Origin of the sequence: Paenibacillus sp. YYML68 (assembly GCF_027923405.1) — a bacterium.
Taxonomy (GTDB): domain Bacteria; phylum Bacillota; class Bacilli; order Paenibacillales; family NBRC-103111; genus Paenibacillus_G.
In genome coordinates, this window is record NZ_BQYI01000001.1 from 554,376 (window position 1) to 576,981 (window position 22,606).

18 protein-coding genes are annotated in these 22,606 nt (G+C 56.3%); 9 read left to right on the top strand and 9 right to left on the bottom strand.

All coding sequences use genetic code 11. The annotated features are described in order from the left end of the window. Positions 1 to 178: 178 nt before the first annotated feature. Positions 179 to 1,402 (top strand): EAL domain-containing protein, encoded by a 1,224-nt coding sequence (locus tag PAE68_RS02440; RefSeq protein WP_281883729.1) that lies wholly within the window; start codon positions 179 to 181, stop codon positions 1,400 to 1,402. A gap of 142 nt (positions 1,403 to 1,544) precedes the next feature. Here PAE68_RS02440 and PAE68_RS02445 read toward each other — a convergent pair whose 3' ends face one another. Further along, on the bottom strand, positions 1,545 to 4,682 hold the full coding sequence (locus tag PAE68_RS02445) for a DEAD/DEAH box helicase (RefSeq protein ID WP_281883731.1): 3,138 nt from the start codon (positions 4,680 to 4,682) through the stop codon (positions 1,545 to 1,547). Continuing rightward, positions 4,670 to 6,274 carry a hypothetical protein gene (locus tag PAE68_RS02450; RefSeq protein WP_281883733.1) on the bottom strand — a complete coding sequence of 535 codons (1,605 nt, stop codon included), beginning with the start codon at positions 6,272 to 6,274 and terminating at the stop codon, positions 4,670 to 4,672. The genes PAE68_RS02445 and PAE68_RS02450 overlap by 13 nt, the downstream gene beginning before the upstream one ends. Before the next feature lie 184 nt (positions 6,275 to 6,458). Between PAE68_RS02450 and PAE68_RS02455 the strand changes: the two genes are divergently transcribed. Together PAE68_RS02455 and PAE68_RS02460 are read left to right on the top strand one after the other, a co-directional pair. Next, positions 6,459 to 6,752, top strand: a complete 294-nt coding sequence (locus tag PAE68_RS02455) for a hypothetical protein (RefSeq protein ID WP_281883735.1) — start codon at positions 6,459 to 6,461, stop codon at positions 6,750 to 6,752. A 22-nt stretch (positions 6,753 to 6,774) separates the two neighbouring features. Beyond that, positions 6,775 to 7,080, top strand: a complete 306-nt coding sequence (locus tag PAE68_RS02460) for a 4a-hydroxytetrahydrobiopterin dehydratase (RefSeq protein ID WP_281883737.1) — start codon at positions 6,775 to 6,777, stop codon at positions 7,078 to 7,080. Between the two features lie 201 nt (positions 7,081 to 7,281). Here the strand turns inward: PAE68_RS02460 and PAE68_RS02465 are convergent, their stop codons facing one another. From PAE68_RS02465 to PAE68_RS02475, 3 genes are read right to left on the bottom strand one after another with little or no spacing between them, the layout of a single operon-like run. Beyond that, a complete protein-coding gene (locus PAE68_RS02465) occupies positions 7,282 to 8,007 on the bottom strand; it encodes a hypothetical protein (protein WP_281883739.1) in 726 nt (241 codons plus the stop codon). Further along, positions 8,004 to 8,519 carry a GNAT family N-acetyltransferase gene (locus PAE68_RS02470; protein ID WP_281883741.1) on the bottom strand — a complete coding sequence of 172 codons (516 nt, stop codon included), beginning with the start codon at positions 8,517 to 8,519 and terminating at the stop codon, positions 8,004 to 8,006. Before PAE68_RS02470 ends, PAE68_RS02465 begins: the two co-directional genes overlap by 4 nt. After that, positions 8,516 to 9,061: a GNAT family N-acetyltransferase gene (locus PAE68_RS02475; protein WP_281883743.1), complete on the bottom strand. Its 546-nt coding sequence runs from the start codon at positions 9,059 to 9,061 to the stop codon at positions 8,516 to 8,518. Before PAE68_RS02475 ends, PAE68_RS02470 begins: the two co-directional genes overlap by 4 nt. Positions 9,062 to 9,151: 90 nt before the next feature. On the opposite strand from PAE68_RS02475, the gene PAE68_RS02480 reads away from it, so the two are divergent. After that, a complete protein-coding gene (locus PAE68_RS02480) occupies positions 9,152 to 9,988 on the top strand; it encodes a sulfurtransferase (RefSeq protein WP_281890871.1) in 837 nt (278 codons plus the stop codon). A 259-nt stretch (positions 9,989 to 10,247) separates the two neighbouring features. Continuing rightward, positions 10,248 to 10,337: a putative holin-like toxin gene (locus PAE68_RS02485; protein WP_281883745.1), complete on the top strand. Its 90-nt coding sequence runs from the start codon at positions 10,248 to 10,250 to the stop codon at positions 10,335 to 10,337. Positions 10,338 to 10,683: 346 nt separating this feature from the next. Here PAE68_RS02485 and PAE68_RS02490 read toward each other — a convergent pair whose 3' ends face one another. Together PAE68_RS02490 and PAE68_RS02495 are read right to left on the bottom strand one after the other, a co-directional pair. Further along, the gene (locus PAE68_RS02490) at positions 10,684 to 11,238 is read right to left on the bottom strand and encodes a peroxiredoxin-like family protein (protein WP_281883747.1); all 555 of its coding nucleotides are present in this window, start codon (positions 11,236 to 11,238) and stop codon (positions 10,684 to 10,686) included. Next, a complete protein-coding gene (locus PAE68_RS02495; protein WP_281883749.1) occupies positions 11,238 to 12,113 on the bottom strand; it encodes an NAD(P)-dependent oxidoreductase in 876 nt (291 codons plus the stop codon). Before PAE68_RS02495 ends, PAE68_RS02490 begins: the two co-directional genes overlap by 1 nt. Positions 12,114 to 12,218: 105 nt before the next feature. Here PAE68_RS02495 and PAE68_RS02500 point away from each other — a divergent pair, with 105 nt between their 5' ends. Beyond that, complete coding sequence (locus PAE68_RS02500) at positions 12,219 to 13,148, top strand: LysR family transcriptional regulator (RefSeq protein WP_281883751.1); 930 nt, start codon at positions 12,219 to 12,221, stop codon at positions 13,146 to 13,148. 123 nt (positions 13,149 to 13,271) lie between these two features. Here PAE68_RS02500 and PAE68_RS02505 read toward each other — a convergent pair whose 3' ends face one another. Next, a complete protein-coding gene (locus PAE68_RS02505; RefSeq protein ID WP_281883753.1) occupies positions 13,272 to 13,847 on the bottom strand; it encodes an NAD(P)H-dependent oxidoreductase in 576 nt (191 codons plus the stop codon). Positions 13,848 to 14,026: 179 nt separating this feature from the next. Between PAE68_RS02505 and PAE68_RS02510 the strand changes: the two genes are divergently transcribed. Next, positions 14,027 to 15,034 carry an AraC family transcriptional regulator gene (locus PAE68_RS02510; protein ID WP_281883755.1) on the top strand — a complete coding sequence of 336 codons (1,008 nt, stop codon included), beginning with the start codon at positions 14,027 to 14,029 and terminating at the stop codon, positions 15,032 to 15,034. 73 nt (positions 15,035 to 15,107) lie between these two features. Here the strand turns inward: PAE68_RS02510 and PAE68_RS02515 are convergent, their stop codons facing one another. After that, positions 15,108 to 15,944 (bottom strand): RMD1 family protein, encoded by an 837-nt coding sequence (locus tag PAE68_RS02515; RefSeq protein ID WP_281883757.1) that lies wholly within the window; start codon positions 15,942 to 15,944, stop codon positions 15,108 to 15,110. A 168-nt stretch (positions 15,945 to 16,112) separates the two neighbouring features. On the opposite strand from PAE68_RS02515, the gene PAE68_RS02520 reads away from it, so the two are divergent. Further along, positions 16,113 to 16,847 carry an MOSC domain-containing protein gene (locus PAE68_RS02520; protein WP_281883759.1) on the top strand — a complete coding sequence of 245 codons (735 nt, stop codon included), beginning with the start codon at positions 16,113 to 16,115 and terminating at the stop codon, positions 16,845 to 16,847. Between the two features lie 230 nt (positions 16,848 to 17,077). Then, positions 17,078 to 22,576 (top strand): carboxypeptidase regulatory-like domain-containing protein, encoded by a 5,499-nt coding sequence (locus PAE68_RS02525; RefSeq protein WP_281890873.1) that lies wholly within the window; start codon positions 17,078 to 17,080, stop codon positions 22,574 to 22,576. Positions 22,577 to 22,606 lie beyond the last annotated feature (30 nt).

The window sequence follows — 22,606 nt, forward strand, 5'->3', positions numbered from 1 at the left end:
AAGTCCTTTTTTCGATTAGGGTGAAAGCGGCTGGAAGAACAGGCACGAAGTCAACGAGGAGGCTTCAGTTCTATTGCAAGGAGACAATAACTGTCATACAATGAATGTAGGGTGTCAGGTAATATGACATGAAAACGGCGAGGATGCTGTATTTTGAAACGGGAAGAGGGGACACATAATGACAGGCTTGAACGCACAGGCGCTCTTTCCTTTAGCTAACGAGATATGCCCGTACTTTCAGCCCATACTCTCGCTACAGACGCAGCGGATTGTCGGCTTTGAAGCGTTAGGTCGTCAAGTTAGACACGGAGAGGTGAAGTCGCTCGGTTCTTTTTTTCACGACAGTACGGTCGGGGATGAGCAGCACTTGAGGGTTGATCGTGTCATTCGGGATAAGGCCATCGCGAGAATGGCTGACGTTGAAGGAGAGGGGGAGCTTGCGGACTCCATTGGGACCCCGTGGCTCTTCCTGAATGTGAAGCCGTCGTGGATCTATCGCAGATTAAGCCGGGTGCGGGACTTGCCGACGCTGCGAATGGCGGCCCGACATGGCTTGGATCCGTCGCGCCTCGTGATCGAGATTACGGAGGAGCAGTTCATCGGCAATCTCGAGGAGCTGACGGAGATGATCGGCTTCTATCGGCTGGCCGGCTGTCGAATTGCGATTGACGATATCGGCAGCGGCTATAGCCACTACGATCGGATTGCGGCGCTGAAGCCTCATATTCTCAAGATTGACCTGAATCTGCTGCGGAAGGGGCGACAAGATTCAGGCTACGATGCACTGTTGAAATCGTACTCCATTCTAGCTGCACAGATGGGCTCGTCCTTGCTCGTGGAAGGTGTAGAGACGGTAGAGGACTTGACCTACGCAATCAAGGTCGGAGCCAAGTATGTGCAGGGCTACTTGTTCTCTCCAGCCAAGGCTGACCTGCAGCCCGCACATAGCTACGAAGCGTTGCTGCGGATGTGTATCGCCCGTCATACGCAGCACGAGCTGAACGTTCAGCGAAGATTGCTGAGAGAGGTCGACAAGCTCGCAGCCGTGATCCCGCGCGATACGGTCGTTCTCACCACACAGGAGGCGGATGCTCTGCTGACCCGACTTGCTCCACTCGTCGGCGAGAGCGTCACACGGATGTACGTATGCCGTGAGGAGGGCTTCCAGATCTCGTCCAATGCGACGAGGTCAGGAGAGGACTGCTGGCAGCTTGATCCGCAATATGTCGGGAGGAATTGGATCTGGCGACCGTACTTCATTCCGACGGTGGTGCAGATGAAGCATCAGCGGCAAGGTGTGCTGTCGCAGGAATATATCGATCTGGAGACGTCCCGCACGATGCGAACGTATTCCCATCCCATTAGCGAGACTTGCTTCTTATTCGTGGACCTCTGTGTGTAGTTGGGTGAAAAAAAGAGCTGACCTTTCGCGTCTGTATCATGCGCGAAAGGTCAGCTTCTTCGTGCTAGGCTCGTTGTGTTAGGCATGTCGTGCTCGGCATGTCGTGCGCGTGAGTTGTGTCAGACGTCACGTGTGTCAGACGTCACTCTACCCACTCGCTGCGCAGAGCGAACAAGTCCTTCAGATCGTCGGTCGACAGCTCCGTAATCCATTGCTCGCCGCTGCCGACGATCTGCTGGCTGAGGCCGAGCTTCTTGTCGATCATCTCATCGATTCTCTCCTCAAGCGTCCCGAGCGTTACGAACTTGTGCACCTGCACGTGACGGGTCTGGCCGATGCGGAACGCTCGGTCGGTCGCCTGGTTCTCTACGGCCGGATTCCACCAACGGTCGAAGTGGAACACGTGGTTAGCCGCAGTCAGATTTAACCCAGTGCCGCCCGCCTTGAGCGATAGGATGAAGATACCGGCGTGTTGTGCCTCTGTGCTGCCCGACTCCTGGAAGGCATCGATCATACGTTCGCGATCGGTTCGAGGCGTACCGCCGTGCAGGAACGGCACCTTGCCCCCGAACTCCTCCTCCAGCGCGTAGGTGAGCAATTGGCCGGTTTCTACGAATTGGGTGAAGATCAAGCACTTATCCCCCTCCTGCCGAAGCTCGTGCACCATCTCGATTAATCGCTCGAGCTTGTTCGAGCGGTTCTTCCACGATAGTCGGGTCGCTGCGGCTGCCCCTGCCTCGATGAGTCCAGGGTGGTTGCACAGCTGCTTCAGCTTCGTCAGCGCAGCTAAGATGAGCCCTCTGCGCTCCATCGTCGATAGCTTATCCAGACGTTCGAACATGTCGCGGATGTAGTTCTCATACAATCCAGCTTGCTCGGCCGTAAGCGAGACGTACGTCTTGTATTCGTGCTTCTCCGGCAGGTCGAGCTGGATGGAGGGGTCCTTCTTCACCCTACGCAGCAGGAATGGGCGAATGAGCCGCTGCACCTTGCCGATCAGCTCGTTGTCCTGCGTCCGCTCGATTGCATTCACGTAGCGCTGGGTGAATTCCCGAAGCGTTCCCAAGTATCCCGGATTGAGAAAATCAAAGATCGACCACAGCTCGGTCAGTCGGTTCTCGATCGGCGTACCCGTCAGAGCGATGCGATGACGACCGTGCAGCGCGCGGATCGACGACGCCTGCTTCGTATACGCGTTCTTAATGTTCTGCGCTTCGTCGAGGCAGATCGCCTCCCACTCGACGGTCGTCAGCTCCGCTTCATCGAGATGCGACAGCGTATATGTCGTCAGCACGACGTCGTACTCGTGCGCGATGGCGGTGAATGCAGGGCCCTTGGCTCGGCTCGAGCCGTAATGCAGGTGGACGCGCAGCGCAGGTGCGAAGCGCTGCAGCTCCTTCTGCCAGTTGCCGAGCACCGACGTCGGGCAGATGAGCAGCGCTGCCGTGACTGGCGCAGGCGGACCTGCCGCATCACCTACGGGCGATGTCGGGCTTGTGACCGGCCATGGCGCACGGGTAGCCTCGGCTAAGGAGCCGCTGTCGGGTTGACCGACCTCGCTCTGCTTGCGCTGCTCGCGCACATGGAGTAGATACGTAATCATCTGGATCGTCTTGCCAAGACCCATGTCGTCGGCTAGACAGCCTCCGAGGCCGCACTCGCGCAGGAATAGCAGCCAGGAGATGCCCTCCACCTGATACGGACGCAGCGTGCCGCGGAACGAGTCAGGCGGCTCGAGCAGAGGCGGCCGCTTCGTATGGTTCAGCAGATCGACCAGCTCCTGCAGCTGGTCGTTCAGCTCCACCTCCATCGCTAGTGAACGATGGAAGTCCTTCTCCTCCTCGCCCTCGCTGGAGCCGAGCAGGTGCAGCTCGAGCACGTCGCGCAGCGAGAGGCCCTGCTTCTTGTGCACCTGCGCCATCACCTGCTGCATCTGCGCCAGATGGGCAGGGTCCAGCTGCACCCACTGGCCGTTGATCTGCACGAGCTTGCTCTTCTGCTGGAGCAGCTCGAGGAATTGCTCCTCGGTCAGCACGAGGTCGCCGAGCGCGATCTTCCAGTCGAAGCGCATCAGCTGGCCAAGTCCGAGCATCGCCTCAGGTCCTGTGCCGACCGACGACTTGATCTTCGCCTTCAGCCGCGGCCGCCACTTGCGGATGCGCTCCCACCAGGCCGGCAGGAAGACCGAGTAGCCGGCCTCCATCAAGCGGAGGCTCCCCTTGGAGAGCAGCTCCCACGCTTCGTCGCTCGTTAGCGAGTCGCGCAGCGTCTCGCCGTCCTTGGCCGCGAGCAGCGGGAGCATGCGCGTCCACTTGGCCGTGTCGCGCGAGGCGCGGCTGACGTGCGGCTGCCACGCCTCGGGCAGCAGCTCGGCACCGGGGGGCGCGGGTATGTGAGGGTCTGTGACTGTGCTGTCCGTGCTGTCCACGCTTACTGCGAGGCTGTCATCGCCTATCACGGCCGTGCCTCCGCGCGCGCTGGCAGCACTGCTATCGCCGCTGTCACTATCCGTCTCGGCTGTACTTACAGCCGCCGCCCATTGGCTCGGCACGGACGCGGTCAGCTCGACCGTGCGCTCCTTGTCGCTGCGGTCCTGCAGCACTACGCGCAGCGGCCAGTCGCCGTCCGGCATAGCTGGCTCCTCTAAGCGAAGGCACGTACGGAACGGAGTCCCGTCCGACTGCCAGCCGATCGAGACGAGCCAATCCTCCTCGTCCATCCACACATCCTCCGCCAGCTGGCCGCTGCGCAGCAGCGGGAACGACCGCTCGAGCTTCTTCAGATGCTCGCGCATGACGCCGTCGGCTTCGATCCAGAGTGGGATCAGCCGCTCCATCCAGCGCTGGGCAGGCACGGAGGCGGCCCAGGCGGCCGCCTCCTCGGGCAGCTCCAGCTTCCAGCCGAGCTCCCCGGCCTTCCACTTCGCGAAGTCCGGCATGAAGCGGCCTTGCCGCAGCGCGTCCTTCACATGCGGCGCGAGCTTCGTCAGCTCAGCCAGCTCGGGCGCGAATTCGAGCGCCTGATGCTGCACAGCCGTCGGTGCTGCCAAGTAATCGAGTGCCTCCAGCGCAGGCAGCGCGAGACCCTCCACCTCGGCAGCCTCCGTCACCTCGATGAACGTTCCATAGAACGAAGGCGCATGCCAGGCGAACAGCCAATCTCGCAGGTCGTTGGCGTCGCAGACGGCACCGTTGTGGCGCGTTCCCCACACGAAGAAGGCGTCGTGCGCGGTCCATCGTATGCTGACGCGTATAGCGGTCGTATCGATCATGGAATCCATTTTCCTTTCCGCAGCTCCTCCTGCAACGCACGCAGGCGGGAATGCTTCCCGGCGAGCCGGTAGATGTAATCGTCCCATACCGTTGTCCGGCCGAGCTTCGCGTACATCCGGTCCAGCTTTTTGAGCAGCATGATCGCATTCTTGTAAGCGGTTCGGTTCTTCTCGGCAATGCAGCGCTCCACCGCCTGATGGTACAGCGGCAGCACAAGGGACAGGTCGTGCTCCTCCACGGTCGCCAGATCAGGTCCATACAGGTCGAAGGGGGAGACCCGATTCGCCAGCTGCAGGTCGATCCACGCCCGGTAGCGCTTCGCCCGCATCAGATATGTCGTATAGAACTGATACGTGCGCGGCAGCAGCGCGACCATGATGCCGACCCACTCCGCGTCACTGGCTTGCTGGTACACCGATTCAGCCCAATAGTGGCAGAACTGCCGCATATCCTCGCTCTGTGCCTTCTGCATGATCGGCAGCAGCCAGTGGAACCAGGCAAGCAGCCTCCCCCACTGGGCCTCCTGCACACAGCTGTGCAGATAGAGGAAGAACTCCCGCGGCTCCTTCCGCGACATCTCATCGAAGCGCAGCCGCGCAGCCGCGTCCCCCTCCTCCAGCATTGCAAAATGCCCATCCGCAAGCAGCAGCGCATCCCTTCTGCGATTGGTTAGTCCCGAGCCAGACAGCAGCTTCTGCACCTTGGTTCGCTCGGGCTTCAGCCACTTCGGCTCACCCGACATGCGCGACCAGATGGTACGGTAGACGGTCATCCAGGACAGCGGTGAATCTTTGCCGGACAGAGCCGCCTCCTGTACAATCGCGAGCGTCTCCTTCCAGGCAGCAGCATAGTGCAGCGTCAGGCTCTTCATATCTAGCTCAGGGATGAGCTGCTGCAGCTCTTCATGACACTGCTTGGCGATAGATCTGCAGCCGGTCTCTATATAATAGGACATATACGAGCTCTTCGAATCGCCGTAGAACTGCTCGATCTTGCGCATGACGAACAAGACGACGTGCAGCTCATACAGCTGACGCAGCGGCAGCTCCCACTCCCCGCCATAGGGGCGCAGCTTCTCGTTCGCCGTACTGTAGAACTGCTCGATCGATTGCTGCTGGTTCAGTGAGAAGCCGTAGAATTGCTGGTCAAAAAATTTGTGCCAAACACTCGGCGTATGCTCCGGCTCTGGTGCGTCGAGTCGCTCCTGCCGCTTCTGGAGCGTGCGCGAGGACGTCTGCTTCTTGGACTGCTGCTGTCTGGCGCGTACGCGGATCGCCTGCGACAGCTGCTGAAGCAGCAGCTCCGGTCGGCCGTGCGGCGTGTATAGGGCGAAGAGTAGCGCGGCCTTATGTTCACAGTGCGCGTCGACAGAGCAGCTGCACTCGCTTCTGACCGGAGACTCCAGATCGAGTATGACCTCCTGCGCCTTCTCCGTCCGTACGAGCGCATGAACAGATAGGCCGTGTCTCAGCTCGACGTCCTCGATTCGTCCTTTATGGTAGTGCTCCCAGCTTCGTTCCAAGGTGTCGAGCTCATAATGGTCGCGAACATAACGGGCGAGCGCTTGTATTCGGTTTTTTGGAATGTGCAGCTTGAGCATGTGTTGCACCCCGCTCGTTTTGTCTATCCTTATAGTGTACCAGATTTTGCCGATGAATGCGCGTGTAGACGGACGACTTGGACGAATGAGGCTGTGCGTGCCGTTGCGGGACGAAGCTTGTTGCGGGTACAATGGGTGCATTAGGGATAGCGGGACGATCGGTCCGGAAAGGATGTGGAGAACGATGGGAGTTAAGTTCGGCAGGGAATATAAGGACATTATTCATGACTTTACGAAAGCGCTTCAGGAGGTCGAGGGGTGTTACGACTTCCTCGAGATGTCGCAGGACGATTGGCAATCGATGGAGGAGGACGAGCGGCACGACTGCATGCAGACGCTCGCCGACGATCTGTTCTATGGCCTCGGCACGGAGGCGGTGATGCAGGTCGGGGACTGCACGCTCACGCACGACCCGAAGCGGCATCTGATTCGGCTTGATCGCGGCGAAGCGTTCACTCGCGTCGTCTATCTCGTCTAATGCTGCAGGGGAGGTATGTGGTGTGAGCAGGGAGAGGCTGAATGCGGCAGAGCTGGCTCAGCGGCTCACTGGACTTGCAGGCTGGGTGCAGGAGGAGGAAGGGTCGAAGTGGATCGTCAAGTCGTACCGCTTCCCTGCGTTCATGGACGGCATCGCGTTCGTGGGCGAGGCTGCGCGGCTGTCCGAGGCGGCGAATCATCACCCGATGATCGCCATCGATTATAAGAAGGTGACGCTGAGGCTGACGACGTGGAGCGCCGGAGGCTTGACCGAGCTCGACCTCGAGCTGGCCGCTAGGTTCGATGAGGCGTATGCATCCTATAGGTAGACAAGAAGTCGCGGCTCTTGAGGGCCGCGGCTTCTTGTGCATGTTCGTGGAGGAGGACCATTCGTTGTAATACTAGTCTCCTAAGAACTCTAACTGAACGTGCAAGGCTGGTCATGGATGACGATGTAAGCGGGTCCTGGGTGTCGTTAAGGCTAGCTCTCGCTGTTCGTGTATCGTTGGCCCTGACGCTGACCGTGCCTCTTAGCAGCAGCCTAGCTCTGCGAGCAGCTGCTCCAGCTGCTGACGCACGTGCGGAGGCAGCTCGCGGTGTAGCGCCGCGCGGAGCACATCCGGACGCAATCCGCGCTGCTCACGCCAATATCGCTCGATCCGCGCGGCCTTGCCCGCAGCGCCCTGCCCCGGCAGGAGCAGGTACAGCACGTACCAGTCCTCGAGCGGCGTGAGCGTCACGCTGACGCTGCGGCCGGGCTGTGCGGTCAGCTGCAAGGAGGGGACAACGCTGCGGTCGGTGTCCACAGCGAGCTCTAGCGCTGCGTTGTCGCTGTGGCTGACGTCCGTGGCGAGCTGAAGCGCTGTGTCATCGCTGTGGTTGGCGTCCGTGGCAAGCTGTAGCACCGCGTCATCGCTGCGGCGCCGCCAGTCGAGGCGGTAGATGCCTGCGTCGTGACGTATGCCGAAGCCGCCGATCAGATCGACCTCGACTCGGCCGATCGTATAGAGGACGAAGAAGCGGGAGCAGTACGGCTCCTTCGGCTCGAGTCTTTCACTGCGTCCGAGCTGCTGCAGCAGCTCGTGTGCCGCGTCGGCATCGGGCAGCGCGACGAGGAGGTCCAGATCGCGGGGCTGCTCGGCGAGGCCGTGCGCGGCGAGCATGGAGGAACCACCGAGCCCCACTTCGAGCCCATGGCTGGACAGCTGCTCCGCGATGCGAAGCAGCGTGAGCTGATGCTCGGTCGATAACGTCATCGGTCGTGATCATCCCTTCGTTCCGGCCTGCTGATGAACCGATACAGCAACCGTGTGTTCTTCGCTTCCTTGAATCCATGCCTGCGGTAAAAGGAGGCAGCCGCATAGTGGCGCTCCGTGAGCAGGCTGATGTTGCGGATGCCTTGGCTCTGGGCGTCGAGCCTGAACGCCTCGAGCAGCTGGCTGCCGATGCCTTGCCCTTGAAGCTGTGACGCGACGCACATCTCTTGGATGAACGCAATGTCGCCCCGCCACCAATGTCTGCGGTTGCCGAGTATGATGCCATCGATCCGGCTGTCTCGGCAGTCGCTGCAGGGCGTCGTCGCGGTCGTGGTCGTGGTTGTGGCGACATAGCCGATGAAGCCTGGCGTCTGTGTAACATCCGCCAGATAGGCCGCGGCCGTCGGGATGTCCCACTCGTCGAGCCAAGGCTCGGCGTTGAATACAGCGGCATAGAGGACTGCGCACGCTTCGAGGTCCTCCGGTGTATAAGCGCGTATGAGGGATGTCATGGGGCATCACCTTTTGACTCAGGTAGAGCTCGTGGAGACGTGGCGTGCCATACCATGCAGTGGAACTCGGCTGGACCGCTGGGTGTATGTCGTTCATACGTATCCGTAATGCGAAAGCCCGCCTTCTCATAAGCGCGAACGGCACGCTCGTTCCATGTCAGCACTTCAAGGTCGATCTCATGCTCGGGGTGAAGCCGACTCGCCTCCTCGGCAATCGCCCGCGTGAACGCTGCGCCGCGCCCGCCTCCGCACAGGTCCGGCCGCAGCCCGAGTCCAAGACGTGTGACGCCGACGAGCGGGAACAGCTGGGCGAAGCCGATTAGCTCGTCCTGCTCGTTCAGGACGGCCCGATATTGCTCCTCGCGCAGCACAGGGTCGGCGAACTCCTCCTCCTGCGCAGCCATCAGCTCCCACGGTCTCCATGTGTACAGCTCATAGGGTGGCGGGTAGCTCCAGGTGCATATTTCTCGGCCATGTGAGGCGTCCATGGGGACGAGCTTGAAGATGAATGGCGCAGCTGGATGTGAATCAAGGTTTTTCATAGGCTGTAAGCATCTTCCTTTCAACGGCTTGCCGTTCAGGTGTATACTGGTATCATAACGCAAAGCATCCCGAAGAAGGAAGAAGGCGATATCGTGACGATCGTAAGTCGAGAATGGTTATTTGAGCATGGGACCGATGAGCATGTCATCGTGATGGATTGCCGCTACGTGCTGGGCAGTCCGGATGCAGGGCGGAGCGCTTACGCGGTGGAGCATATTCCGAATGCGGTGTTCATCGATATGGAGCACGATCTATCCGGCCCGAAGGGGGCGCACGGAGGACGGCATCCGCTGCCGGACATTCAGGAGCTTGCAGGCAAGCTCGGTCGACTCGGCGTCGGACCTGACGCCCACGTGATCGCGTATGACGACCAAGGCGGGGCGATGGCTGCGCGGCTCTGGTGGCTGCTCGTCTATATGGGGCATGATCGGGTGTCCATCTTGGACGGCGGCTATACGGCATGGAAGGAAGCGGGCTACCCTGTAACCGACGATACGCCGATTGTTCATCCTGTAGAGTTCGCAGCGAACGTTCGTTCGGATATGCTGGTAACTGTGGACGATGTGAAGCAGCGCCTTGAGCGCCGCGATGTCGTGCTGATCGATTCGAGAGAGGCTCGCAGGTACGAGGGGATCGAGGAGACGATCGACAAGAAGGCCGGACACATTCCCGGGGCGATCAACCGATTCTGGAAGGAAGGCTTGAACGAGCGCGGCCTGTGGAGGACGCCTGACGAGCAGAAGCAGCGGTTCGCGGAGCTCGGCGAAGCGCAGGAAGTGATCGTGTACTGCGGCTCCGGCATTACAGCCTGCCCGAACGTGCTGGCGCTGAAGCAAGCTGGCATCGAGCAGGTGAAGCTGTACGCGGGCAGCTGGAGCGATTGGATTTCGTATGAGGACAATCCGGTGGCGACGGGCAAAGAATAGGGCTAGTCAAGGGAGAAGGGCATACAGGGTACGATGGACTGTATGTCTTTTTTCGCTTGTAAGAACGAGCTCGGGTTGGCGAGAAATGACATGCGGCGAGGTGGCTGGCCTCTTGGATTTGTGAAGGCAGTGTACTTCAATGTGGTATGCCATAATAATCCTAATTATGCTATAATCAGACAAGCACATCGAACGGCTTGCAAGGGTGGTCGGCTACCTCTCGACGAAGGGAGGGATGTCCATGTAGGTTAAAGATGCTTTGACATTGATGATCGGTTTTGGCGCGTTTATTGTAGCGCTGCTGACGCTGGTTGTTGCCATTGTCGTAGCGTTTGACCAAAAGAAATAGACCACCCCTCAGCAAGGATCGTGGTCTACATCTAAGTCAACTGCTGAAGCCGACCGCCTTTGAAGCGGTCTACTGTGCTGAAGGAGTCGTGTTCGCGCACGGCTCCTTCTTTAGTTTTATTATAACGGTATAGGTTTATGCATGCAATGCTTCAATAGTTCTGAGAAATCAAGCCTGTTGATTAACACAAATTGTAACACGATTCTTCCTATTCTACAAACACTCCTTACGAATGAAGAAGTCGATCATATCGTCCAGGCGATCGGTTATGTGGACAAAGCTCGAAAGTTCACGGTTCATCATGAAGTAACAGACAGCGCGGGGAACCTCAAGGACTTCTTCTTTATTATTGAAGCTTGATGTGGTTGAGGATGTCTGTGGGATCCGCCCGTTGGGTATGATCCATATTCGTATAAGCATAGCTTATATACCCTTCTTGATTGATAACGTAAGTGGCTGGAATTGGCAACAGCCAATGTTCGTTACCGTTAAAATCAGGCAGGTTGATGCCTAGCTTCGTGTATGCTTCAATCAGTTCATCCTGAAGAGTGAATGTTAGGTTGTAAGCATCAGCTACGTTATTCCCTGTATCGCTAAGCACATGGAACTGCAGGTCGTGTCTTTCTTTCATCGTCAAAGATGAATCTGGCTTCTGTGGGCTGATAGCGATCAACTGTGCTCCAGAGGCATGAATTTTGTCGAGCGCACTTTGGTAAGCTGCTATTGTCAAGTTACAGTATGGACACCATGCCCCACGATAGAACACAAGAATGACAGGCCCCTTTTTCAATTCCTCATATAAGCGTACAACGCTTCCGGCTGGCTCTTGCAAAGCGAAGTCCGGTGCTTTCTCCAAAAATTCGGTTGTGACTGCTGCTAACTTATCGTTTAATGAACTCATTATAGGGTAGACTCCTCTGCATACAATTTGGCTACTGCCACAATGTTATCTCCTCCGAGTCCGAGATCAACTGCCGCCTGATATTGTTTCCGTACGGCTTCCATCATCGGAGAATGTAGCCCAGAGGAACGTGCAGCCTGAAGGGCATATTCTAGATCCTTAGCAACCAGTTCAATCGGAAACATAGGACGGAAATTACGCTGCGCGATTAATTTGCTGGCAACTTGCAGGGCAGGACTGAAGGTAGGAAGGGTACTCAACAACGCCTCGTCCTCGAGTATATTCAGACCATAGTTCTTTACAAGTTGAAGTGTCTCGGCCAAGATTGCCACCTGTGCGCTGTATTGAGCATTAATGGCTAACTTACAAACGGCGGCAGAACCGATTTCCCCGACATGATGCATCGTCTTCGCGTTGACGACCAGAACCGCTCTTGCCTGTTGAAAGATGGACTTATCTCCACCGACAAAGCTTATCAAACTTCCGGCTTCCGCTTGAGGAAGTGTTCCGATAACAGGTGATTCTAAGAAGTAGCATCTTTCCTTGCTGTAGGTATAAAGTTCTTGAATCCATGCTGGCGATAGCGTACTGCACTCGATAGCTATGGCGTCCTGATGTATCCCCTGAAACGCTCCATCCGTCGAGTGGAGCCAGACTTCCTTCGATGCAGCATCATCACGAACCATGGAAATAACGAAATCAGCTTCTTCTGCCGCTTCTTTGGGTGTCTGAACGACGATAGCGCCTTGTTCATGAAGAGGCGTCGCTTTAATACTGGATCGGTTATAAACGCGGACAGTGTGCCCCGCTCGAATTAAGTTCATCGCCATTCGTGAACCCATCGCACCGACTCCGAGGAACCCAATCGTACTCATCCCATATCCCTCCAATGCATAATTTCTTGCAAGAATAATCATAACCAATGCACAAAGTATGATAAATGACTAACAAAGCAATTGATTATTGCGTATAATGCAGTTATGGATACCAAAAAAATTGAAATCTTCATTGATCTCATGAACAAGCGTAGTATTACTGCTGTTGCTGATGAACGGGATGTTAATGCAGCAACCATCTCCAGGGCGATTAAAAGTTTGGAGGAAGAACTGAACATTCAATTGTTTCATCGCACGACTCGCCGGATTGAGCCGACGGAAGCGGGTTTTATTTTCTATGAGAACATGGAACCGTTACTCCACGAAATTCAGCATGCGGAACAACTGGTAAGTGAAATGAACCGACACCCGCGGGGCCTGCTGCGAATTGCTTGTCCAGTAAGTTTTGCGCAGCACAACATTACACCGCTGCTTGCGGAGTTCTCCAAGCGGTACCCTGATCTGCAGTATGAATTAATTCTTACAGATACTGCGTTGGATCTCGTCTCTGAACACATCGATGTTGCTATTCGAGTTGGGCCGATGCCACTTCATACTAATAAATCTATCATATCTCATAAATTGTGCGATATGGTTACTCGCGTCTGTGCCTCTCCCGAATTCGTTCGCGAACATGGCAGACCGAGCTTGCCCGAGGAGATGGAGAATTATCCTTGCTTGCTCTTGAACCTGACAGGATTTTATCGGAATAGATGGGTATTTACGAATAAGGAAGGGATAATGACAGAGGTTAGCTTAACAAAGGAACTGCTTAGGACGTCCAACGCGATGGCGTTGAAACAATGTGCGATGCAAGGTATGGGGATAACACTGCTAGCGTTGTGGATGGTTGGACAAGAACTTAAGAAGGGGACGCTTGTAGATTTGTTTCCAGAGCATACAATTACTTCTTCGAATGAGGAGGCATCGGCCTGGATCATGTACCCGGCACGAAGCTATATTCCCCAGAAAATAAGAGCATTCGTTCAATACATACAAGAGTGCTTCGCGAATGGGTCACCATGGGAACGGTAACCTCATGTCCTTAATCATTATAATTGCTGTTAACAATGCTTCACTTCTCAGCCCACTCATCAGTCTACACCAAAACGGGACTCATCCAGACGATGGTCCCGCCAGTATGCACGATTCCCCAAGCTACCCCCGCCTTGCGCCAAGCGCCTTCACCTCGCTGAGCCACTTGGCGCGATGTGCCTCCGTCGACGGACGGACCGGCCCGATAGGGGTGACACGTACAGGCTTAACGCCGCAGAAGCCGAGTATATTGCGCTTCATGATGCTGTGGCCCGCATTCTTGTAGATGAAGCGATCATACCAGGCCGGGGTGTCGCTCGTCACGATGAGACGCGCGGACTTGCCTGAGAGCAGCTTATCCCACAGCAGGGAGCCCTCGCGGTGCTTGAAGGCGAAGCCGGGCAGGAAGACACGGTCGATGAAGCCCTTGAGTATAGCTGGTGGCGTACCCCACCACGTCGGATAGACGAAGACGAGATGATCAGCCCAGCGAATGAGCTCCTGTGCCTGCACGAGGTCAGGCTCGAGCTCGGTGCGCTGGCTGTAGCCGTGCTTCAGATTGGGGTCGAAGGCGAGCTGACCGACGTCGAGTCGGCGAACCTTCGCTCCTCCCGAAGCGGCACCCTCCATATAGGAAGCGGTAAGTGCTGCGCAGAAGCTGGATTGATCCGGATGTCCGTTAATAATGAGAATGTTCATCGTAAGTCCTCCTCATAATCGCTCTCCTATGCTCCCCGCTGAGCCGGAGTAGTGAGCTGTGATGAATGTATGGTAAAATTTCTAGTGCTATCCTAACTCCCATCATAAATGAAGGACGATTGAAGCTAAATGCGCATATGCGCAACAGGAATGCGATTTCGCGCAAAGGAGTGGATCGGATGAGCGGTTCGGACATGGCGATTACGATGGTATATCCGATCATGAAGGCTGTCGCACATAAAGGGCTTGATCCAGAAGTCTTCTGCCGCTATGCCTCGTTCGATGCAGCGCTGCTGCACAATGCAGACGCGCGGATCGACAGCGAGGAGCTCGTCAGACTGATGACGGCGGCGGCCGAATATACACAAGACGAGCACTTCGGAATGTATCAGGGGCAAGTAACCGAGCTTGCCGATCTTGGCATGCTCGGCAGTGTTCTGCTGCATTCGGCTACGATTGCCGATGCGCTGTCTGCGTATGAGCGCTACCATACGATTGTGTGCAGCGGGTTCAACATTAGCTGGCATACTGCCGGGGGTGAGCTGGTGCTGCGTCTGTTCGCGGAGGAGCCGGGAGCGCTCTCCCGACATTGTGCTGAGGATATGGCGGTCTCGTTGTACCGCATCATGAGCGGACTCAGTCTTCGCCGCGTGACGGTACGTGGTGTACAGTTCGCCCATGCTGCGCCTGCCGACGTGCGTCCGTACATGGCGGCCTTCGGGGTGCTGCCGACGTTCGAACAACAGGAGCATGTGCTGCGTATACCTAAGGAAGTGCTGGAATACCCAGTCGTGTATGCGGATGCACGACTGAGGTCCCTATTTGAGTCGCTTGCGCGGGAGACGCTGGAGAAGCTGATCGGGGCCGATACGTTCTCGGGCCAGGTAGTCACGTGGATTCGTGCCTGTATGCCGAGGTTCTTCCCGACACTGCTTCAGACAGCGGAGCACTTCGGTGTCAGCACGCGCACCGTACAGCATAAGCTGAAGGAGGAGCATACGTCGTACCAAGAGCTGTCCGTTCAGGTGAGGAAGGAGCTGGCGATGGGGTATTTGCGGAGGCGGGAATATTCGATCGGGGATGTGGCGTATGTACTGCATTTCTCCGAGCCAAGTGCGTTCCAGCTTGCCTTCAAGCGATGGACGGGACTGACGCCGGGGCAGTACCGATTGCAGGAGCAGCAGTAGCTCGGGGCTCCCTTATGACATAGCAAAGAGGCTCCAGCCTATAGCCGAAGCCTCTCCCCCTACTTCATAGCTGTTACGGCAAAATGCCCGCCATCGAGAGCAGCGTCAGAATGACCTCGATCACGATCAGGATGACGATGATCCACTCAACGAACAGTCCGCGGATCGAATGGCTCATGCTGGAGAAGCCGTCCATGATGTGATACAGGATGTCGGTCTTGCTCTTGAGCACCTTGTACCGATCGTTCAGCTCGAAGAATTCCAGCATCTTCTCGTAGAACTCGTTGGCCGAGCTACTCGTCCAGGTGAGGTCCGGCTTATCCAGAATCATGACGTAGGCCAGCGTATTGTACTCATGGCGGACGATCTTGGCGGTAGCTCTCGCCAGCTCCTTGTTGCCGACGCTCAGCTTGCCGCGCTCCAGGCGATCAATCATTGATTCGAGGCTGTCCTGGATTTTGCCGAGCTGCTCCTCGATCTTCTCCAGCGCTACAGACTTGGCGAGCACGGTGGAGATCAGCTCCGGGTAGTATTCCTCATACGAGGGGACGACGACGAACTCATCGGTCAGCTCGATCGACTCGGTGTCGCCAATGTTCAGGCTGTAATCGTCCGCGAAGCGGTCGAGCTGGTGCAGGTCGATCTCGGGCTCGAACGTTTTCAGATACTTCATCATACCTGTAATCTCATGTTCATTGGTGTGATTGATGAACACGACCGTGCCGAACGAGAAGACGAGCACCTGCTGCGCTTCGCCTACATCCTTGTACAGAATGGAGCGTAAGAGATCGCCCTTCAGAATGAGCGGCTGCTCCCATGTATATTTCTTCGGTATGCCGCAATGGGTGGCGATCTTGTTCAGATCAATTTCATTCGTAATCGCAATTGCTTTAAACGTGCTTGCCTTCATTCGTCTTCACTTCCTGCCTCATTAGTCCCTGATGATCTATATGTATGCATGTATGCCAGCACTATTCTAGCTTACGTTCGCTGTCGGGCTCCTACTCAATGTATATGCGTTTTGATAAAATGTCCACAATATGTTGAAAATACCAATGTGACCAAAGGGGGGAGCTTCGTGGCGGATACGACGGTTGGAACGATACAGGAGCTGTACAGGTATCCGGTTAAATCGCTCGCCGGAGAAGGGCTGACCCGCTGCACGGTGGAGGCGTACGGTGTATGGGGGGATCGGGCGCTTGCCTTCGGTGACCCGTCTAAGACGGGTGGGAGCCGCTACTATACGGCGCGGGAGATTCCGCAGCTGCTCGCTTACCGGGCCGAGCTATCCGGGGAGGACGAGTCATGCGATGCGGCCTCAGCGGTGCGGGTGACGACGCCTGACGGACGCGTGCTCGGCTGGGAGGAGCCGCTTCTGCAGGAGATTCAAGCCTTAACGCCGCAGCCTGTTGGGCTGATGGCCTGTACGGAGGAGGGGAGCCCCCCGATCGTGGTCGATATTGAGAGCATCCTGATCGTTACCAAGGAGTCGCTGCGCACGGTGGAGGCGCTGTGGGGGAAGCATACGGACATGAGGCGGTTCCGGCCGAATCTCGTTGTGGCGCTCGATGCCGGTGCTCCAGATGAGCAGGCTTGGGTCGGGAAGAAGCTTATCATCGGCGGCGTCGAGCTCGACGTTGCGATGCCATGCGAGCGATGCTCGCTCATCAACGTCGATCCCGTGACACTGGAGCGGGACCCGTCGCTATTGAAGCTGCTGTATCAGAAGCTGAATACGCACTTTGGCGTCTATGCGACGGTGCGGAGAACGGGACATATTCAAGTCGGCGACCGGGTAATATTGGCTGATTAACGGCGTCTAGTAAGGTTCATACGATAGAGCTTGTTGACAAGGATGGAAGCCGACTGTGGCTCCATCCTATTTTGCTATGAATCGGGATAGGTCGATGGTAGCGGAATGTGTGGGGAATTCAATATTTTCGACACTACGTAATAGGCAGATGTGGTATGATTGTAAGTATTAGGAGGGCTCGCGTGCCCTTCACATTGGCAATTCGGTAAGGGGGTAATAGGTTGCGTACGATGCGGTTATTTATAAGCGCCTGTCTGCTGTCTTCGTCGGTACTGCCAGCTGCAGCGACAACGGCTAGCGGCATGGGTCTGGATGAGCTTGTCAAGGTGATGAACGATTCCGAGCTGCGTAAGCAGCTGGATGCGAACAACGACGGCGTCCTCGACAAGTCGGAGGTTCATTCTCTGCTTGATCACGTACAGCCTGCTGTGGAGACGACGGCGGTCGTCCAACGTTCTTATAGTATTCACGGGCAAGTGCTCGATGATCAGAGTCAGCCTGTTGCCGGGGCGCTCGTTCGTATTGAGGGCTATTCCAGTCCGGTGGAGACGAATGCGCAGGGCAGCTTCACGATTGCGAATATTCCTGTGTCTCAGGTCGCGAAGCTGGTCGTGAACAAAAGCGGCTATGAGCCTGCAAGCACAAGCCTGTTCAACGTGCTCGCGAAGCCAGCGGTGCAGACCGGCAGCCTGCTCTTGAAGCGCATTCCGCAGTTCGGAAGTGTGACCGGTGTCGTATATGGTCCAAGCGATGAGCCGCTGGCTATGACGACGGTAAGTCATAAGGGCGGGTCACTGCAGACCGTCACGGACGGAGCCGGGCGGTTCATGCTCAGCGGTATGCCGGAGGGCCAGCAGACCATTACGATACATCATGCGGTATACGGCAACGTGGAGCGATTCGTACAGGTGACGGGGAACCAGACGTCTGATCTCGGTACGATTCGTTATACGGCGAACCCTCCTCAACTCGGCTCGATTACGGGTGCGGTAACTACAGAGAGCGGCATCGCGCTGCCGGGCGCCGTCGTCAGCATACCGGGCACCGTTCATTCGACGGTGGCGCAAGGGGCGGCCGCGACGTTCATGCTCAGCGGGCTTCCTCTTGGTACCGTTGACCTTGAAGTGAAGGCGAATGGCTACAAGACTCGTCTGATTAGTGGCATTACGGTCACATCTGCGACGTATCATCTAGGGGCTGTAGCCCTATCCGCAGTGCCTCAATATGGGACAGTGCGCACGTATGTTCAAGCGCTTAATGGTCTTGAGATTGCCGGGGCTGAGGTGACACTGAAGTCCGAGGACGGAACGGTAACGAGGGCGCTGGTGACGAACGCGGAAGGCTTCGTCGACTTCACAGATGTACCTGCACAGAAGACGTATACGTTAACGGCCCAGAAGAACGGTTATTACGCTCCTCTCGGCACGTCTCACTCGTTCTATCTGGAGCCAGGCAATCATGCACTGAAGCAGATCTACCTCGAAGCTGGAGCGGTCGTCGCTACCGCAAGCGAGCTGCATGCCGCGCTTGCCGATCCGAGCGTGCCTAGCATTATGGTAAAGACTGATATCGAGCTGACAGAACCGCTTCTCTTCACGAGAAGCATTACATTACGGGCGACTTACGGGGAATCGCATTCGATTCGCGCGCCTTATTTTGCCATAGATTATAGACAGGGTGAGCCGTCACCGCTTCTTGGCACCTACGACAATCTGAAGCTGGTATCGGTAGTTGGTACGGACGAAGAGAAGCTGAGGAAAGCGCTGGCAGGGCCTTCTAGCCGGATTGAGACAACAGGGCTTGGCGGCTACTCCGGCACGCTCGTTCCGAATGTTACGATCTATGGACATAGATATTTCACGACGAGCGGCAATGAGAGCTTGATTGCTTTCCCGACGTATCCAGAGGCGTTCTTCGCAGCGCTTCAGGATGAGCGGGTAAGCAAGGTTTATTTGTCAAGCGATATGTATATTAATTCGGGTACTGTTCAGTTCCCTAGCCGTCCTCTGCAGCTGATCAGTGACAGTCCGAAGGAGCTCTATGCGAGCAGCTTCGAGCAGACCGGGCAGGTAACGCTATTGAATGTGAAGCTGCACGACAGCCAGCCTCCGACTCAAGTGAACCTGACGGCTACTACGGTGGAGGCGGGAGAGACGGGCGAGCTGTCCGTGAAGATGGATAAGCCGGGCTACGTGTATCTCGTGCATGCGGATTACACCCCCCAGACGAAGGAAGAGATTACGGAGCTGCTGATTGAGTTGCCGGGCAAGGTCGCTTATGCGCTTGTCATGGATGCAGCATACACGCCGATCGATACGAGCCAGCTTCAGGTGGGTACCTTCAACGTCTATACCGAAGGGGTGCATGGCATCTCTGCACCGCTCGCTACCGTTACGGTAGTCGATACGAAGAAGCCTTCTGTCTTGCTTATAACCGATGACAGTGTGGAGGCTGGTCAAGATGTACAGGTGCGATCGAACGAGGAGAGCTCGCTGTATCTTGTACGTGCCGACATGACGGAGACGGAGCTGAGTGAGGCGCTGGATCGTGGAGACCCTTTGAACTGGGCCTACACCTATGCGGGTGAGGATGCGTGGATTACGACGTATGGCCTAGTACCGGGCTCGTATGTCGTCTATGCGGTGGACGTGAGCGGCAATATCTCCAATCCGACCGGAGTGGTGCAGGTTAGATCGGGTGATGGACGCTTGTATGGATACGCTTATGACGTGAATGGCGAAACGATTACCAATGCGCTGCTTACGGTTGAGTACGCTGATGGCCAGACCGCAGAAGCGTATACCGACGACGAAGGTCTGTTCGACCTTACAGGACTGCGCACAGAGGTAGCGTTCGATGTCACTCTGCTGAAGGAAGGCTTCATGGAGGCGAAGCTTCACAACATGAAGCTCAGCTCGGGGCAGAGCCTGCTGGTGAGCATGGAGACGGTGAGCACAGAACCGGTGATGACCGTTGGCGATCTGTCATATGCCATCGATACGGATGCTATTGCCATTCCTGTGAATGTGCCGAGCTACGAGGGGACGATTCAGCGGGGCGCTGCGCCGCTGTACATGTTCCGTGGAGGCTCAGACTCGACACAGACGGCCTTTGTGGTCAATATCGAGCAGCTGCAGGCGGCTCTGCTGGACCCGGATGTGAGCGATATATTCGTAGTGGAGAGCATTGACGCTCCGTATGACACGGTGACGTTCCCTGATCGTGCAATCAAGCTATATAGTGACGAGCTGATGTATATTGAAGTGCAGGACTTCGCCAATACTCCGAACGGCACCCTGTATAACGTCAACCTGTATCCGGACAAAATCGCACCGACACTCGAGGTCACAGAGACGATTGCGGTGATCGGACAGACGGTGCTGAAGGTCAAGAGCTCGGAAGCGGGATACGTCTATCTGGTGCATGAGGATATTAGCTATACGGATGGAGATTCGCTGTGGGAGGCGTTGCTTGATTATACATCCAATTATGGGAAGATCACGTATACGTATGTAACACCTGACGGTCTGCAAGCTCCAACTTATTCCGGACTGCTGTATACGGATTATCTCGTTCCTGGCAGCTACCGCGTGGTGGCAGCGGACAACGCTGGCCTTGTGTCGGAGCCGAAGCCGATCATGGTGGTGGAGGATACGTATGCACCGATCTTCCTGAGCCTGTCACCTGGATCGATCTATCCGGGGGATGCGCTGACGGTCACACTTAGCGAGAGTGCGGACCTATATCTTGTACCGAAGGGTATGCAGTGGACGAGAGAGGAGATTGTACAGAACGGCCAGTATGTACAGTATGTAACGGGTAACACGGTTACAGAGCTGAATACAGAATACTTCCCAGCCGGCTCCTACGAGCTGTATGCGATAGATAGTGAAAATAATGTCTCCGCTCCGTCCCCTGCGTTCAGCGTGCAATACTCGCCGTCTCAGGCGCTGGATCTGATCCGCAATCATGAGGCGTATCAGGTTACGGCGGAGTGGCTACAGGCCGCAGGTATAAGCAACGTGCATAGCGCGGAGCTGGATGTATACCAGTACGCCATCGCTAACGGAGCAGAGGAGTTAGCCGCTGCGAACGATTCTGCAGCTGTCGTGCTGCTGCAGGATTGGATTGATCGCGCCAACTCGGGAACGATCATCCAGAGGGCGCTGATAACGGAGGTCTGGTCTGATGTCTCAGCGGGCACCTTCTCCGCCTATATGTTGACCGGTGTGACGGATAGTAACTTCAAGGTCGTGAAGAAGCAGTTGATTCGTGAGTTTACGTCCTTCGCCAATGACGGGAATCTATTCACACTCGCACAGCTGCAGGCCATCATACAGAAGGCGGCCCCTTATTACTCGGCGCAGATGAGCTATTCGCACCTCGCAGGAGTGACGCCGGGCAGCCCAGGGTCGAAGCAGGTGCAGCTGTCGATCAAGGTTGCCAATGCAGATGGACTTGCGCTGGATGGCTTCACTGAGGAAGCGTTCAGCGTCACGATTGACGGGACGCCGGTCACGTTTGCGACCGATTCACGGTTCACGGACTTTAATGCGATAGGCGGAGGGCTGTACGAGGTTACTTTCGTAGGGGAAGAGGACTTCCAGCTGTATTCGCTTCTCGATCTGAAGGTGCATAACGTGCCGATTCAGTCGAGTGAGCTTCATGTTCGTATGCCGGACTCACCGTTAGTTGCTACCATTAATATGGAGCTAGGAATGGGTGGCTTCACCGAGGTGATCCCACTAACGTTCACGAATGCGGGCATTGTCGGCGTAACGGAAGGGAACCTGCAGCATGTGGAGCAGCAGCTGTTATATGCTTATGTGACAGCTGGTGGAGACTTGAGCGGCGAAGAGATGCAGCAGGTCGTGAATGGTGTACTCCTGATCGAGTCGATTCAATATGAGGATACGTCGGTAACCGTGACGTTCCGAGCCAGCTTGACTGACGGTCATGACGTTGTTCGTAACGATGCCTATCGACTCTCCAGCGATGGAGTTGAAGTGTTCGGAGCTTCCGAGGTGACGACGCTGCCGGGGCGTGCGGTTCGAATGAACTTGAGCGGTGCGCTGGATGCAGATCATCCGATCACGCTGCGGTACAAGGATGAGCCTGGTAACACAGACCCGCTGTATGTGAACGGCGAGCGAATCGGTACCTACATGTACACCATCCTGCACAACCCGCTTCGCCATATTACGCTAGCCGCGCAGCAATGGAATGAGAGCTCAGGTGAATGGCCGATCTATGTGAATGAGTGGTTGTTCCAGGAGCTCGGCATTATGGGTTATGAGGATTCGTCTAATGCGATGAAGAATGCGCTGTTGTATCAGGCGATGATTAACATGGAGGCTCATAGCCTGACGGCCCAGCAAGTGCAGGCAGCGCTGCAGGGAATGGTAGAGGTTGAGCAGGCCTTTACCTATGAAGGCAGTGATGAGATTACGGTATATATGAACCAGTCGCTGTATATGAATTCCGTTGACTTGTCTCGATTCCGGGTGTACCAGCCATTCAGTATGGTACCGCTGACGGTCGTGTATGCCGAGGTGAATACGAGTCAGATGCTGTTGATTCGCGTGCAGGAGCCGCTTAATCAGCACGGCGGGCCGGTCTTCATCGAGTATGATGGAGAGAGTGAAACGGGTGATCGATTGACCGCCGAGTCCGAGGAGTTCATCCCATCGTGGGGTGCGGTTCGGGTTCAGCTAATTCCGCCATTATAAGTTCGATGAGATAAGGGAAATAACGAAACC